The organism is Streptomyces sp. NPDC050263, assembly GCF_040655955.1.
Classification (GTDB): Bacteria; Actinomycetota; Actinomycetes; order Streptomycetales; family Streptomycetaceae; genus Streptomyces.
The window spans coordinates 21,262-36,678 of record NZ_JBFAKW010000095.1; the positions used below are offsets into that span (position 1 = coordinate 21,262).

Here is a 15,417-nt window from a genome sequence, read left to right on the forward strand (position 1 = left end):
AAGGTGCTTTCTACCGCTGGAAAACGGTGGATATGCGGCCGGTACACGCCAGTTCGGGTCAGTCCCCCGACAGGCTTTCGGCCAGGGCCGCGGGGTCTGCCCGGACTGCCGACATGCGTCCGCGCGGGGCGACGGGTCAGTGACGTCCCATCGCCCCGCGCGGGCCGCGGCGGCTCCCGAACGGGTCTTGCGTTGTTGCGTTGTTGCGCTATCGCATTGCTGCGTTGTCGTTGCTTTGTTCGCGGTCTTCGTGCGCGGTGTCGTGGGACTGCGGCTCAGTGAGCCACGACACGCGCCATGGGACCGCGGCGCGGCTGCGCCGGAACGCCACGGGCTGGCTCCGGAGCGGGCCTGGCGGCGCCCGGTCCGGCCTGTCGGCCGGGGGGTGCTGCCTGGTTGCGGCGCGGCTGTGCCGCCGCACCGTTCTGGACGTCCATCACGGCGTGCGCCACGAGGCCGCCCATCGGGTCGTGCCTGATCAGGTCCCGCAGCCGGGAGCGGGACGAGCGTCCCTCGTTCCCCGGATACAGGTGCTTGCCGAGTCCGACCGCGTGCGCCAGTGCGGCGAGCGCGGCGGTCCGCGGGTCCGGCGGTACGCCGGTGCGGATCGCGGAGTCCAGCCGGGCCTTGATCTCCCGGCTGATCTCGTTGTCCGTCGCCTGATAGCGAGTCGTCGGCAAGACTCCGCACATCTGGCCCGCCACGGCATGCACCATGCCGCACCGCTCCAGATGCGAGAGGTAGGTCTGGCGCAGCCCAAGGCGCGGCCCGCCGATCCAGTGGACGGCACGCACCGGAGCGCCACGCCTTCGCAGCAACTCCAACGCGCAGTCCAATGTCGGATCTCCAGTCGGCCGTGGTGCCACCACGGCGATACGATCCCCGTCAGGGGCTATCCGTCCGGCCAGCGCGAGCTCCACTAGCTGCGCTCCGGCCAGACCGAGGTCGAGCGATTGCGGCTGTGCGGTGGTACCCGTGGTCGGGTCCAACGCCAGAAGCAAAAGCTCTTCCGGAAGTGTTCTGCGGCTCCTGCCCATCCATGCCTCCCCGCGTGGATGAATGACAGGGTGACCCCTCTCACATTGGTCTGTCGAGGGTGCGTGACCTGTTTGTAGTGGAACCAGTAGGTATGTCGTTCTCGTCTACCTCAGGAGCCAAGCCCTCTACACAGGACACTGGTAGACGGTTCGGACACGCTGTAATGCGGTCCGGGGCGGGGCTGTTCACGGTTCGGCAGGCGCACGCGGTGGGCGTGCGGCACAAGGAGGAGGCATCGGTGGCGGGCGAGTCCCCCGACAGGTCGAAGCAGCGCGAGTCGTCGGCAGAACCGACGTCGGGGAGCGCGGGCACGGTTCCCGAAGCACGTGAATCCCGCGATTCCGGCGGCGTCCGCGAAGTCCGCGACCCGCGAGTCGCGGTGGCGCGGGAGGCCGAGCCGTCCGCGTCGCGCGGCGGCGTGGACACGGCGACGCGAGTGTTCTCGGTACGGGACCTGAAGACCGAGACCCCGGAGGACCCGGAGGAGCCCGAGGAGACCCCCGAGGCCGCCGAGCCGACGGAGGAGCCCGCGGGGACCGGCGAGACCGACGGCGGGCGCGGCAAGGACACCGCGGAGACCGAGGCCGAGGAGCCCCCGGCGACGGACGCCGAGGACGGCGAGACCGCCGAGAGCGTCGCGGAGGCCGGGGCCGAGGCCGCCGAGGAGCCCGAGCGCACCGACGACGACGCCGAAGACGGCCAGGACGCCGAGAGCGTCGCGGAGACCGACGCGGAGAGCGCCGAGGAGCCCGACGGGGTCGAGGACGCCGTGGAGGGCGGCCGGAGCGGCGAGATCGCCGAGGAGGCCGCGGAGGCCGCCCAGGACGGCCCTGAGGGCCCCGAGGAGGCCGCGAGCGCCCCCGAGGGCCCCGCGGGCGCCTCCGGGGGCGGTGACGAGCGTCTGCGGGCGGCTGTGGCCCAGTGGGTGGTCTCGGCGGACGAGCAGACCTCCGGGGACGAGCCGGCGGACGACGACGCCATCGACGCCGAGACCCACGCCGACGCCGAGACCCACGCCGACGCCGAGGACGGCGAGACCGCCGACGCCGACGCCGACGTGGAGGAACGTTCCGAGAGCGTCGCCGAGGCCGAGGCCAAGCCGGCCTCCAAGCCCGCGCCGAAGTGGGCCTCGGACCCCGACAAGGCCGACAAGGCCGAGGCGGCCGACGCCGAGGAAGCCGACGCATCCCCCGTCGACCAGCCCACCGCCGTCTTCAAGGCCCCCCGGCCCAGGCCCGCCGTCGACCAGCCGACCACCATGCTCAAGCTGGGCGACGCCACCAAGCCCGAGCCGGACAAGGACGAGACGCAGGCCGAGCCCGAGCCCGAGGCGGCGGCCGAGGCCGCCCCCGCCGAGCGGACCAGCCGGTTCGTCGCGCTCAAGCCGCTCGACGAGCCCCGGCCGCCGAAGCAGGACGTCACCGCGCTCGTCCCGCAGGTCGGTCCCGAGCGGACCACGCAGCAGCCGCTGCCGCCGAAGCCGCCGCTGGACCTGCTGGCCGAGCTGACGAACACCCCGCCGCCCCCGCCGACCCCGATGCGCACGCTCGGCCGGCGGGTCAAGATCTGGACGCCGCTGGTCATCCTGCTGCTGGTCGTGTTTGCGATCGCGCAGGCCGTCCGACCGCTGCCGGCGACCGGCCTGACGCTCACCGCGAAGGACTCGTACACCTTCGACGGCGGCAAGACGCAGCTGCCCTGGCCGAGCGAGGGCCAGGGCTGGATGGACATCGACGGCGTCGGCACGATGGGCAGCTTCGGCGAGCAGTCGCCCGTGGCCATCGGCTCGGTTGCCAAGACGATGACCGCGTACATCATCCTCAAGGACCACCCGATGAAGACCGGGGAGGAAGGTCCGGAGATCGAGGTCGACGCGACGGCGGAGAAGGAGGGCGGCTACGACGTCTCCGGCGACGAGTCGACGCTCAACACCGTCAAGGCCGGCGACAAGCTCACCGAGAAGCAGGCCCTTTCGGCCGTCCTGATCCCCTCCGCCAACAACATCGCGCGGCTGCTCGCGCGCTGGGACGCGGGTTCGGAGGCGGCGTTCGTGAAGAAGATGAACGCCACCGCCAAGGAACTGGGGATGACGAACACGACGTACACCGACCCCTCGGGCCTGAAGGAGACCACCGTCTCCACGGCCGAGGACCAGGTGAAGCTGGGCCGTGCGTTCGTGCAGGTGCCGGCCCTGGTCTCGATCTCCAGCGCAGCCAGCTGGACCGACCCGTCCGGCAAGTACTGGAACAACTACAACGAGCTGCCGTACCTGATCGGCGCGATCGGCATCAAGACCGGCAGCACCACCGCGGCCGGCGGCAACCTGCTCTTCGCCTCCCGCAAGGAGGTCGACGGACGGTCGGTGACCATCGTCGGCGCCGTCCTCGGCCAGCACAAGCAGAAGATCCTCGCCACGGTCAACGCGGTCAGCAAGACCGCGCTGCTCGCCGCCCAGGACGCGCTCACCTCGGCGAAGATCGTGAAGAAGGGCGATGTCGTCGGGTACGTGGACGACAAGCTGGGCCACCACACGCCGGTCGTCGTCACCAAGGACGTCCCGGCGGTCGGCTGGGCCGGGCTGACGGTGAAGCTGTCCTTCGCCTCCGGCGAGGTCCCGCACACCGCGAAGGCCGGCACCCAGGTGGGCACGCTCACCGTCGGGGACGGCTCCAGCACCGCGGTCAAGGTGCCGGTCGCCCTCCAGGCGGACCTGGTCGAGCCGGGCTTCACGGACAAGCTGACACGCATCGGCTGACCCTCGTCCCTCGCACGCAGCCTCCGTCACCCCGTCGGGCAGCCGCCCGGCGGGGTGCGTGCTAGCGTCGCGAAACGGGACAGGTCGCCGGTCGCAAGGGCGCAGTCGTGAAGCGGACGCGAACAGGACGCGACCGAGAGCGGAAGACGGGACACGGGGAGTGCCTTCAGGTGGCCACTGCGGAGCCGACACGCGCCGACGACACCGGTCCGGGCCCGGACGCCGGCCCGCGGGCGAGGGTGCCCGCACCCCAGTCCGGCGAGCACGACCGCGACGACCCCGACCGTGGCAGCCGTGACCCGGTGGTAGACGTCGAGCAGGGGCCCGCCCCGGAGGCCGCCGCCACCGAGGGTGGGCCGTCCCGCCTGCGCTCCGCTCTCGACCGTCTCGGCGGTCGGCTCCGCCGGCACCTCGTACTGTCCATGACGGCGCTGTCCGGCGTCCTGCACCTCGTCTGGTTCTTCACTTTCGCGAACAGTGGCGGCGACCTGGCCGCGCAGGACGCGTGGGCCGAGTTCGTCGGCCGGCACCCCGACTCCGCGTACAACCTCGCCTGGTACGGCGGCATGCACCCGGTGTCGTACAGCATGGTGTCGCCGTATCTGATGTCCGTGCTCGGCGTCCGGACGACGATGATGATCGCCGGGACGCTCTCGGCGGGGCTCCTCACCCTCGTCCTGCTGCGCTGCCGACCGGTGAGGAACCCCGTGTGGCCGGCGCTGGCGGGGGTCTTCGCGCTGCTGTGCAACGCGGCGTCCGGGCGGGTCACGTACGGGCTCGGCAACCTGTTCGCGCTGGGCGCGGTCGCCATCGTCTTCTGCTGGCCGCACAGCTGGCGCTATCACCGGTACTGGAAGGCCGCCTGCGCGGCGCCGCTCGCCGCGCTCGCCACGATGGGCTCGCCGGTGGCCGGGCTCTTCGTGGGCATCGTCGCCGTCGCGCTGTTCCTCCAGAAGCGGCGGCCGGGCGCGTGGGCGCTGGGGCTGGCCCCGACGGCCGTCGTCGCCGTCTCCGCCTGGCTGTTCCCGTTCTCCGGCACCCAGCCGATGGCCTTCGGCTCGGCGTCGCTGCCGCTGATGTCGGCGGCGGTCGTCTACTACGTCGTCCCGCGCGACTGGAAGACCGTGCGGATCACCGCGGCCGTGTACGGGCTCGGGGTGCTGCTGGTGTGGCTGATCAGCTCGCAGATCGGCTCCAACATCACCCGGCTGGCGATGCTGTACACGGGTGTGGTGCTGATGGCCGCGCTGCCGTTCGCCGTGCCGCGCAGCCGCAAGTGGTACACGATCGTCGTGGCGTTCGTCGGGTTCGTGGGCTGGATCGGCTTCAAGTCGGTCGACGACGTCGTGCGGACGACCCCGGCGGCCTCCTGGGCGCGTGAGCTGGCGCCGCTGGTCAACGAGTTGCAGGAGGTCGGCGCGGAGAAGGGGCGGGTGGAGGTCGTGCCGGCCCGTTCGCACCGGGAGGCGTCCGCGCTCGCGCCGTACGTCAACCTCGCCCGCGGCTGGAACCGCCAGGCCGACATGGAGCGCAACCCGCTCTTCTACGACGACACGCTCAACTCCGCGAACTACCACGAGTGGCTCCAGCGGTGGGCCGTGCACTTCGTCGTCGTCCCGAAGGAAGCGCTGGACGGGGACGGCGGCGAGCGGGAGCGGGAACTGGTGCAGCGAGGGCTGCCGTATCTGGAGCAGATCTGGGGCGACGCCAACTGGCAGCTGTTCAAGGTCACCGATCCCGCCCCGCTCGCGGAGCCGAACGCGGTCGTGCAGCGGGCCGAGCAGGGCGAGATGACGATCACGGTGCGCAAGGCGGGGCGGATCCTGATCCGCATCCCGTACTCGCCGTGGCTGAGCGTCGTCGACGCGCAGGGCAAGAGCCTGAAGCCGCCGCAGGAGACGGACGCGTCCAAGGACCGGGCGGAGGGCGAGCCGAAGACGTACGACAACGTCAACGGATGCCTGTTCGAGACGGAGGAGGACGCGGAGGGCGACAAGTGGACGATGCTGCTCGCGCCGAAGGCGGGGACGTACCGGCTCGCCGCGCCCTACCAGCTGCCGCGGGGAACTCCGTGTCCGGACGAGCTCAAGCAGCCGTGATCAGCGCAGGTCGGTCACATAGCGGTCGGTGCCCGGGACCGTCGGGACGAAGGGTGCGACCAGTTCCACCCGTCCCAGGCCCGACTCCGTCACCGCCTCCCCCAGGCCGGTGAAGTGTGGGTCCCAGCAGTCCCTCGGGTCGGTCTCCAGGAACCACAGGAGGGTCAGGCGGGTGTCGACGCCCTCGACCTGCTTGACGTAGGTCATGCGGTCGCCGGGGAGGGGGGTGGGGCGGAAGACGGTGACCATGGCCGTCGGGGAGCCGGCCAGCCGCTTGGGGAGGTGGCGGGCGCGCAGCCACTCCAGGAGTTCGGCGCGCTGCTCCGGGCTCTCGGCGTCGATCACCTCGAGCACCAGGCCGGCGTAGAGGTGGTCGAGGGCGTGGAAGTCCCTCGGTCCGGCCGCGCCGTCCCGGTAGACGGTCGCCTCGTGGTCCTGGAAGGCCGTGAAGACGTGGGTGCGGTCCTGGTAGACCCGCGCGTCCCGGTTGAGGCGCTTGTTGATGGCGACCGTCCACCGCATGTGGTCGTCGTAGCGGCCGTCGGTGATCCAGTAGGTGGAGAGATAGCAGCCCGCGGTGACGGGCTGGGCGATCGCCGACTTCTCCGGCTGCCGCAGCAGTTGGAGATCGCGGGTCGCCACCCATCGCCGACCCGCGAACATCCAGGGCATGGCCATCGCGCCGGCGTAGTAGTGGTCGTCCTCGTACCAGCGGTTGTAGGCGTACTCGTGGCCGGGATGCGGCTCGACCATGGTGATCAGGGCGTGTCCGGGGCTGACCCCGTAGGGGCCGACGGCGGCCAGCTCGGCGTACGTCTCACTGCGGGTCTCGCTGGGGGTCCCGCTGCGGGTCCCGTCGCTCATGGGTCGTCCCCTTCCGTCCTCTTCCGTCCTCCTGCACCGGCCCCTACTCTGACGCCCCGTCAGATAAGACGCCAGAGTCGGGAGGTCATCGATGTCACTGCTCGCGGGCAAGACGGTCGTCGTGTCGGGGGTCGGGGCCGGGCTCGGTCACCGAATCGCGGCCGCGGTCGTGCGGGACGGCGGGAACGCCGTGCTGGGGGCGCGCACCGAGGCGCATCTCGCCAAGAGCGCGGCCGAGATCGACCCGGCGGGGGCGAGTACGGCGTACCGGGCCACGGACATCACCGACGAGGGCCAGTGCGAGGCGCTGGCCGCGCTGGCGCTGGAGCGGTTCGGGGGGATCGACGCGGTGGTCCAGGTGGCGGCCTGGGACTCCTACTTCGGCGGGCTGGCGGACGCCGACTTCACGACCTGGCAGTCGGTGATCGACGTGAACCTGCTGGGGAGCCTGCGGATGACCCGGGCGTGCCTGGCGGGGCTGCGGGCGGGCGGGGGCGGGTCGGTCGTGTTCATCGGGACGCAGTCGGCGGTGGCCGCGCCCTCGCAGGTGCGGCAGGCGGCGTACGCGGCGTCGAAGGGGGCGCTGACCAGCGCGATGTACTCGCTGGCGCGGGAGCTGGGGCCGGACCGGATCCGGGTCAACACCGTGCTGCCGGGGTGGATGTGGGGGCCGCCGGTGCAGGCGTACGTCCAGTTCACGGCGCACACGGAGGGGGTATCGGAGGAGGAGGTGCTGGGACGGCTCGCCGGGCGGATGGCACTGCCCGAGCTCGCGACGGACGGGGATGTGGCGGACGCGGCGGTGTTCCTGGCGTCGGACCGGGCGCGTGCGATCACCGGACAATCGTTGCTGGTCAACGCGGGGGAGCTGATGCGATGAGTTCATGTATCTGAACACGAACCACCATATCGAATTCCTTTACCTCCCTTTGACCTGACGGTTACTTGTCGTGTCCACGCGGTAGCGCCCACGATGAGCGCCGGGCTGAACCCTGGGAGGGCGCACATGAACGGTCTCGACTGGGCCGTGCTCATCGGCTATTTCGGCGTCATGGTCGCGATCGGCGTCTGGTCGCACAAACGCGTGGACAACGTGAGCGACTTCTTCACGGCCGGCGGCAAGATGCCATGGTGGCTCTCGGGCATCTCGCACCACATGTCCGGGTACAGCGCGGTGATGTTCACCGGGTACGCCGGCATCGCCTACACGTACGGCGTCACGTCGTTCATCACCTGGTCCTTCCCGATCGCGATCGGCATCGCGATCGGATCCAGGCTCTTCGCGCCGCGCATCAACCGGCTGCGCTCGCGACTGCACGTGGCTTCCCCACTGGAGTACCTGAAGAACCGCTACGACCTCAAGACGCAGCAGGCGCTGGCCTGGTCCGGCATGCTGCTGAAGATCGTGGACGTCGGCGCCAAGTGGGCGGCGATCGCCACCCTGTTGTCCGTCTTCACCGGCATCTCGCTCAACCAGGGCATCCTCATCACCGGCGCGATCACCGCCGTCTACTGCACCATCGGCGGACTGTGGGCGGACGCGCTGACCGAACTCGGCCAGTTCGTCATCCAGTTGCTGGCCGGTGTCGCGATGTTCGTCGCCGTCGTCCTGAAGCTCAACGACAAGGGCATCGGGTTCCTCGGCGCCTGGGACGAACCGGCGCTGCAGGGCCACGGCGAGCCGCTGGTCGGCCCCTACGGCACGGTCTTCCTGCTCGCGTTCCTCTTCATCAAGCTCTTCGAGTACAACGGCGGCATGCTCAACCAGGCCCAGCGGTACATGGCCACGGCCACCCCGAAGGAGGCCGAGCGGTCGGCCCGGCTGTCCGCGGCCCTGTGGCTGGTCTGGCCGGTCGTCCTCTTCTTCCCCATGTGGATGTCACCGCTGCTGGTCACCGCGAAGAAGCCGGACGGCTCCGACTCGTACGGCCTGATGACCGAACAGCTGCTGCCGCACGGGCTGTTGGGCCTGGTCATCGTCGGGTTCTTCTCGCACACCATGGCCATGTGCTCCTCCGACGCCAACGCCATCGCGGCCGTCTTCACCCGGGACTGCGCACCCGTGATCTCGGCCAAGGCACGGGCGTGGGACGCGCGTTCGGGCCTGATCGCGGCCCGCGTCACCACGGTCGTCTTCCTCGGCCTGTCCATGGCGGCGGCCACGCAGGTCAACTCCCCCGCGTTCAAGGACATCATCACGGTCGTCATCAAGTGGGTCGCCGGTCTGATGGGCCCGATGGCCATCCCGATGATGCTCGGTCTGCTGCGCCCGTTCCGCCGCTCGGGACCGACGGCCGCGCTGGTCAGCTGGTCGATGGGCCTGTTCGCCTTCTGGCTGGTCAACTACCCGATCAACTGGAACGTCGACGGCGGAGTCCCGCTCCAGTACCAGGTGTCGATCCCGCTGGCCGTCTCCCTGGTCCTCTACATCCTCGTCGGCTTCCTCAAGCCGGAGGACACCCCGGAGCGCCTCGCGATCATCGAAACGATCAACACGGACGACGACTCGTCGGGCGCGGCTGCGACGGTCCCGGGACCGCGGGACGCCGTACCCGTCAAGGACTAGCGCGGACCTGACTCCCCCGGGGATATCTGGCCAGCCAGCCCGGGGAGGCGGACGCCGGGTTGTGGAGGGCCGGGCCCTGGGTCATCTCCATGGCGAAGTCGTCGGCCAGTTCCAGGATCGTGGGACGGCCCTCCAGTTCGGCCAGCCAGGCCGGAGGGAGGGCCGTTTCGCCGTGGAGGGCGCCGAGGAGGCCGCCGGCGAGGGCGGCCGTCGAGGCCGAGGGGGCGCCGTGGTTGACGGCGAGGCGGAGGCCGTGGCGGACGTCCTCCGCGACCAGGGCGCAGTAGACGGCGGCGGAGAGGACCGCCTCCGCGGTGCCCGCTCCGGCCAGCTCCTCCACTCGCGCCGGGCCCGGCAGCCCCTGGCGTACCGCGCCCAGCGCCTGTTGGAGGGCCTCCGACACCGGCTCGTGGCCCGGTCGGGCGGCCAGATGGGCCAGAGCCCGCTGCACCGCGCCGTCCAGGCTCTCGCCGCGGGCCAGCGCGTGCACGGTGACCGCGTACGCGCCCGCCGAGAAGTACGCCGTGGGGTGGCCGTGGGTCTGCGCCGCGCACTCCACCGCCAACTGCGCGACGAGCTGCGGCTCCCAGCCGACGAGCAGCCCGAACGGCACCGAACGCGGGACGACCTCCGGCCCGGCCGCGCCGGGGTTCTTGGGCACGTCCAGGGTGCCCAGGACGTCGTCGCCCAGGCCCAGGAGCAGGGGCCGCGTCGGGTCGCGGCGGGCGTACAGCCACTCCTCGTGGGCCAGCCAGCCGTCGTCCTCGCGGCGCAGGTCGGGGCCCCAGTCGCGCTGGGTCGCCGCCCATCTGAGATACGCCCGGTGCAGGTCGGTGGGCGGATGCCAGGCGCCCGTGTCACGGCGGACCTGGGCGCGGATCAGGCCGTCCACGGTGAAGAGGGTGAGCTGGGTGAGATGCGTGATCGCGCCGCGCCGCCCGTAGGCGGGGGCCAGGTCCACGACGCCCTCGGGGCCGTGCGCCTGCCGGATCTCCTCGATGCCCAGCCCGTCGACGGGCGCCCCGAGCGCGTCCCCGACGGCTGCGCCCAGCAGTGTGCCGCGCACCCGGCTGCGGAAGTCCTGCTGTTCGGTACGGCCCCAGACGGGCCCGGCAGTCGCACCCACCAAGTCCTCCCGGGCACCGTCCGTACGTACGACGCTCGTCACTGTAATCGAACACCACTCTGTTCCCGCCCGGTGCACGGGCCGTCCTGTGGAGGAGTGGCGAAGACCCGGTGGGGTACGGACACCGGCATGACCGCCACCCCCACCTCACGTATCGCGCACGCCTCACGTGTGCTTCCTCTCGCCGCGACCCTCCTCACCGGGACGGTCGCGCTCTACATGCTGCTCGTCGCCTTCGGGAACATCACCGACTTCGGCACGAACCAGCAGTTCGTGCGGCATGTGCTGGCGATGGACACGACGTTCCAGGACGACGACGTGATGTGGCGCGCGGTGACGAGCAAGGGGTTACAGGACGCCGCCTATGTCGCGATCATCGCGTGGGAGACCGTCGCCGCCGTCGTCCTGGCCGCCGGGACGTGGTTCTGGGCGCGGCGGGACGACATACGGGGGCGGGCGCTGTCCACGTACGGGCTGCTCATGGTCATGCTGCTCTTCGGCGCCGGGTTCATCGCGATCGGCGGGGAGTGGTTCGCCATGTGGCAGTCGGAGGACTGGAACGGGCTGGACGCGGCGACCCGCGCGTTCCTGTTCGCCGGGGTCGTGCTGATCGCCAACCACCTGCCGGCGAGCGGCCGGGAGCGGGTCGAACCCCTCGGCTGATCGACTGCCCGCTACTCGACGACCCTGACCTTCGTCCCCGTCTCGCCGAAGGCCCACAGCGCGGTGCCGTCCGCCTTGGCCATCCGGATGCCGCCGGTCCGCGCGCCGGCGGCGGCCGGGGGCGGGGAGGAGCCGTCGACGGCGTTGGAGAACGCGATGTTGACGCCCGACACGGCGGAGAAGTAGACGACGTGCTCGATGGCCACGCCGTCGGAGCCCGTGATGGCGTCCTTGCGCAGCGACACCGTGTAGCTGCCGACGACCGGGTCGACGGTGCCGGGCCAGACCGTGATGGTGCGGCGGGCCGTGTCGTCCGCGTCGACCAGCCAGAGCCGGTGCTGCCCCAGGGAGTAGACGATCCGGCGGCCGGCGCCCGAGCTGTCGGGCACCTTGGCCGCCTTGGGGGTCGCCGACGGCTTCGGCGTGGCCGAGGGCTTCGCGCTCGCCGACGCCGAGGCGTTCGGGCGGTCGGCCGCGGACGCCGTGGGGTGCGGGCCCTTCTCGGCCTGCGCCGTCAGGGCGACGACCACGGCGATCGCGCCGGCCGTCAGGCCGGTGACCCAGGCCCAGGAGGGAAGCCGTCGGGCAGGCACGGGCACGCATCTCCTCAGCTACGGGACCCCTCGGTCAGGAAGGGTCCGATCATCGTACTGTGAGGCGGCTGTCTCAGGGTTCCGCAGCCGGTTCCGCAACACGTTCCGCAGCCGGTTCCGCAGGGGTTCCTCAGTCCAGTACCGGGAGCAGTTCCGGCAGGTGGCCGTCCGAGGCCGTCGCCGCGCGCCGGCGTTCCTCCGGCACCTCGCCGTACAGCGTCGTGCGCGGTCGGGCCGGGCGACCCGCCGCCGCCGCCACGGCGATCAGGTCCTTGACCGACTTGTAGGAGCCGTACGACGAGCCCGCCATCCGCGAGATCGTCTCCTCCATCAGCGTGCCGCCCAGGTCGTTCGCCCCCGAGCGGAGCATCTCCGCCGCGCCCTCCGTGCCCAGTTTCACCCAGCTCGTCTGGATGTTGGGGATGTGCGGGTGGAGGAGGAGGCGGGCCATCGCCGTGACGGCACGGTTGTCGCGCATGGTCGGGCCGGGCCGGGAGATGCCCGCCAGGTACACCGGCGCGTTGGTGTGGATGAAGGGGAGCGTGACGAACTCCGTGAAGCCGCCGGTCTGTTGCTGGATGCGGGCGAGGGTGCGGAGGTGGCCGAGCCAGTGGCGTGGCTGGTCGACGTGGCCGTACATCATCGTCGAGGACGACCGGATCCCGACCTCGTGGGCGGTGCTGACGACCTCGATCCAGGTCGCCGTCGGCAGCTTGCCCTTGGTGAGGATCCAGCGGACCTCGTCGTCGAGGATCTCGGCCGCGGTGCCGGGGATGGAGTCGAGCCCGGCCTCCTTCGCCGCCGTCAGCCACTCGCGGATCGACAGCCCGGTGCGGGTCGCGCCGTTGACGACCTCCATCGGCGAGAAGGCGTGCACGTGCATCCCGGGGACGCGGGCCTTCACGGCGCGGGCGATGTCGAAGTAGGCCGTGCCGGGCAGGTCGGGGTGGATGCCGCCCTGCATGCAGACCTCCACCGCGCCCAGTTCCCAGGCCTGTTGGGCGCGGTCGGCGACCTGGTCGAGGGAGAGCGTGTAGGCGTCGGCGTCGGTGCGGCGCTGCGCGAAGGCGCAGAACCGGCAGCCCGTGTAGCAGACGTTGGTGAAGTTGATGTTCCGCGTGACGATGTAGGTGACGTCGTCGCCGACCGCGGCGCGGCGGACGTCGTCGGCGATGCGGGTGAGGGCGTCGAGGGCCGGGCCGTCCGCGTGGAGGAGGGCGAGGGCCTCGGCGTCGGTGAGCTTCGTCGGGTCGTCGGCGGCGGTCGCGAGGGCCTGGCGGACGTCGGTGTCGATGCGTTCGGGCGCCATGCCGGGGGCGGCGGCCTCGCGCAGGGCGCCCCAGTCGCCGTACACCTCGTCGAAGTCGTCGCGGCGGTCGGAGGTGCGGCCGTCGGTGTCGACGGTGCGGTGCAGCTCGGTGCGGCCGGACGCGACGAAGACCTCCTCCGGCTCCTGCCACGGGCGGCCCTCGACGACGGCGTCCGAGACGGCGAGACCCGTCTCGGGGTCGGCCAGCGCGCGGACGTGCGGCAGCAGCCGCGGGTCCAGCCAGGGCTCGCCGCGCCGCACGAACTCGGGGTACGCGCAGAGCCGTTCTTGCAGTTCGAAGCCGGCCGCCGCGGACTTCGCGGCGAGTTCCTCGATCTGCGGCCAGGGGCGCTCGGGGTTGACGTGGTCGATGGTGAGCGGGGAGACCCCGCCCCAGTCGTCGATGCCGGCGCCGATGAGGCGCTCGTACTCGCTGTCGACGAGATTGGGCGGGGCCTGGATGTTGGCGGCCGGCCCGAGGAGGTGCCTGGCGACGGCCACCGTGGCGACCAGCTCGTCCAGCTCCGCGTCCGGCATGCCGCGCATCGCGGTGTCCGGCTTGGCGCGGAAGTTCTGGATGATCAGCTCCTGGATGCCGTGGTAGGCGCGGGAGATCTTGCGCAGCGCGAAGAGGGAGTCGGCCCGCTCCTCGTACGTCTCGCCGATGCCGATCAGGATCCCGGAGGTGAAGGGGACGGAGGAGCGGCCGGCGTCCTCCAGGACGCGCAGCCGGACGGCGGGCTCCTTGTCCGGGGAGCCGTGGTGGGGCCCGCCGGGCTCGGACCACAGCCGGGTGGCGGTCGTCTCCAGCATCATGCCCATGCTGGGCGCGACGGGCTTCAGCCGCTGGAAGTCCGTCCAGCTCATGACGCCCGGGTTGAGGTGCGGGAGCAGTCCCGTCTCCTCCAGGATGCGGATGGAGATGGCGCGGACGTAGGCGATGGTGTCGTCGTAGCCGTGCGCGTCGAGCCACTCGCGGGCCTCCGGCCAGCGCTCCTCGGGCTTGTCGCCGAGGGTGATGAGGGCTTCCTTGCAGCCGAGGGCCGCGCCGCGCCGGGCGATGTCGAGCACCTCGTCGGGGGACATGAACATCCCGTGGCCCGCGCGGCGCAGCTTGCCGGGGACGGTGACGAACGTGCAGTAGTGGCACTTGTCCCGGCACAGCCGGGTGAGGGGGATGAAGACGCTCTTCGAGTAGGTGATGACCCCGGGGCGACCCGCGGCCTCCAGTCCGACGTCCCGCACGCGGGCGGCCGACGCGGCGAGATCCCGCAGCGCCTCGCCGCGCGCCTGGAGCAGGACGGCCGCCTCGCCGACGTCGAGCGCGACGCCGTCCCGAGCGCGTTTGAGGGCACGCCGCATGGAGTTCTCGGTCGGGCCGGTGGCGCCGGGGCGCTCGCTGGGGCCGGTTCCGGAGGTCGCGGAAGTCGTCATCCTTTGAGCATACGATCACGTTTTCCAAGCTTGGGGCGGGATCGGCTCGGGGCGGGACCGGCAGCGGAGCCGGGATCCCGGCCCGGACCCGGTTCCGCGCACTCTGAGTACGCGTACCCAACCCCCGTACGCAGCCGTACCGATGCCCCGCGCACCCCGGCCGACCTACGGTCGCCACATGCCCGAGGAGATCACCACCGCCACCGCCCCCACACCCGCACCGGCCCCCGTCCCGACCGGCCGCACCGCCGCACAGGCCTTCGGCATCGGCTGCGCGGTGCTCGTCGCCGTGCCGCTGCTCCTCGTCCTCGCCTTCGTCGCCTGGATCGCCGTGGTGACGAAGGACGCGTCGGACTTCCCGCGCGTCGCACCCGAGGAGATGGTGAGCCGCACCGTCGACCGCTCCCGGGAGGCGTACGACGTCCTCGGGTTCACCCGCACCATCAGGCCCGGTGTCGAGAAGATCGGGGTCTCCACCGAGAACACGGTCGGCTCGAGCTACTGCTACCGGGGCGGCCTGACCGACGAGACCGTCGACGGCGCCTACAGCGTCAGTCACAGCTGGGCGCTCGACCACGTCTCCGCCGAGCAGGCGATCCCCGGTCTGCGCCGGCTGCGCGACCACCTCGAGGACACCGGCTGGGACATCACCTCCTACCGCGAGAACGTCTCCGGGGACTACTGGGATCTGTACGCCTCGCGCTCGGACCGCGACGAGCGCATGTCCTTCCAGTGGTTCGCGGACCGCGACTACTTCATCGGCGGCACGTCCACGCCCTGCGCCATGGACCCCGGTTGGCAGCAGGGCGACGACGAGCCCACCGGGGACCAGCTGTGGCCGCCCGCCTTCGGACCGTCGACGAAGAAGAACGGGTCCTAGGTGACTGGTGTTAAGCGGGCTTCTCCGAGTTGCCGGTTCAGGGCCGAGGGCGTCACATCGCCTCTGTCCGTCTGCGGTTTGGGCCGTCGT

General features: G+C 71.4%; 11 protein-coding genes. 6 read left to right on the top strand and 5 right to left on the bottom strand.

Translation table 11 applies throughout. The features are described 5' to 3' along the window. Nucleotides 1-275 precede the first annotated feature (275 nt). Nucleotides 276-1,037, bottom strand: a complete 762-nt coding sequence (locus AB0J04_RS32445) for a GPP34 family phosphoprotein (protein ID WP_363172182.1) — start codon at nucleotides 1,035-1,037, stop codon at nucleotides 276-278. Nucleotides 1,038-1,276: 239 nt separating this feature from the next. Here AB0J04_RS32445 and AB0J04_RS32450 point away from each other — a divergent pair, with 239 nt between their 5' ends. Continuing rightward, nucleotides 1,277-3,793 carry a D-alanyl-D-alanine carboxypeptidase gene (locus AB0J04_RS32450; RefSeq protein WP_363172183.1) on the top strand — a complete coding sequence of 839 codons (2,517 nt, stop codon included), beginning with the start codon at nucleotides 1,277-1,279 and terminating at the stop codon, nucleotides 3,791-3,793. A 170-nt stretch (nucleotides 3,794-3,963) separates the two neighbouring features. Next, complete coding sequence (locus AB0J04_RS32455) at nucleotides 3,964-5,892, top strand: MFS transporter (protein WP_363172184.1); 1,929 nt, start codon at nucleotides 3,964-3,966, stop codon at nucleotides 5,890-5,892. Here the strand turns inward: AB0J04_RS32455 and AB0J04_RS32460 are convergent, their stop codons facing one another. Further along, nucleotides 5,893-6,756, bottom strand: coding sequence for a hypothetical protein (locus tag AB0J04_RS32460; RefSeq protein ID WP_363172185.1), 864 nt, complete (start codon nucleotides 6,754-6,756; stop codon nucleotides 5,893-5,895). Nucleotides 6,757-6,847: 91 nt separating this feature from the next. Between AB0J04_RS32460 and AB0J04_RS32465 the strand changes: the two genes are divergently transcribed. Together AB0J04_RS32465 and AB0J04_RS32470 are read left to right on the top strand one after the other, a co-directional pair. Continuing rightward, complete coding sequence (locus AB0J04_RS32465; protein WP_363172186.1) at nucleotides 6,848-7,636, top strand: SDR family oxidoreductase; 789 nt, start codon at nucleotides 6,848-6,850, stop codon at nucleotides 7,634-7,636. 126 nt (nucleotides 7,637-7,762) lie between these two features. After that, on the top strand, nucleotides 7,763-9,322 hold the full coding sequence (locus AB0J04_RS32470) for a sodium:solute symporter family protein (protein WP_363172187.1): 1,560 nt from the start codon (nucleotides 7,763-7,765) through the stop codon (nucleotides 9,320-9,322). On the opposite strand, the gene AB0J04_RS32475 is transcribed toward AB0J04_RS32470, so the two are convergent. After that, nucleotides 9,312-10,448 (bottom strand): ADP-ribosylglycohydrolase family protein, encoded by a 1,137-nt coding sequence (locus AB0J04_RS32475; protein ID WP_363172188.1) that lies wholly within the window; start codon nucleotides 10,446-10,448, stop codon nucleotides 9,312-9,314. The two genes, AB0J04_RS32470 and AB0J04_RS32475, sit on opposite strands and share 11 nt — an antisense overlap. A 129-nt stretch (nucleotides 10,449-10,577) precedes the next feature. On the opposite strand from AB0J04_RS32475, the gene AB0J04_RS32480 reads away from it, so the two are divergent. Then, entirely contained in the window at nucleotides 10,578-11,111 is a 534-nt protein-coding gene (locus AB0J04_RS32480; protein WP_363172189.1) for a DUF2165 domain-containing protein, read from the top strand. Nucleotides 11,112-11,122: 11 nt separating this feature from the next. On the opposite strand, the gene AB0J04_RS32485 is transcribed toward AB0J04_RS32480, so the two are convergent. Together AB0J04_RS32485 and AB0J04_RS32490 are read right to left on the bottom strand one after the other, a co-directional pair. Beyond that, on the bottom strand, nucleotides 11,123-11,710 hold the full coding sequence (locus AB0J04_RS32485; RefSeq protein WP_363172190.1) for a hypothetical protein: 588 nt from the start codon (nucleotides 11,708-11,710) through the stop codon (nucleotides 11,123-11,125). 124 nt (nucleotides 11,711-11,834) lie between these two features. Beyond that, nucleotides 11,835-14,447: a bifunctional FO biosynthesis protein CofGH gene (locus AB0J04_RS32490; RefSeq protein WP_363172191.1), complete on the bottom strand. Its 2,613-nt coding sequence runs from the start codon at nucleotides 14,445-14,447 to the stop codon at nucleotides 11,835-11,837. Nucleotides 14,448-14,625: 178 nt separating this feature from the next. Between AB0J04_RS32490 and AB0J04_RS32495 the strand changes: the two genes are divergently transcribed. Then, complete coding sequence (locus AB0J04_RS32495) at nucleotides 14,626-15,327, top strand: hypothetical protein (protein WP_363172193.1); 702 nt, start codon at nucleotides 14,626-14,628, stop codon at nucleotides 15,325-15,327. Nucleotides 15,328-15,417 lie beyond the last annotated feature (90 nt).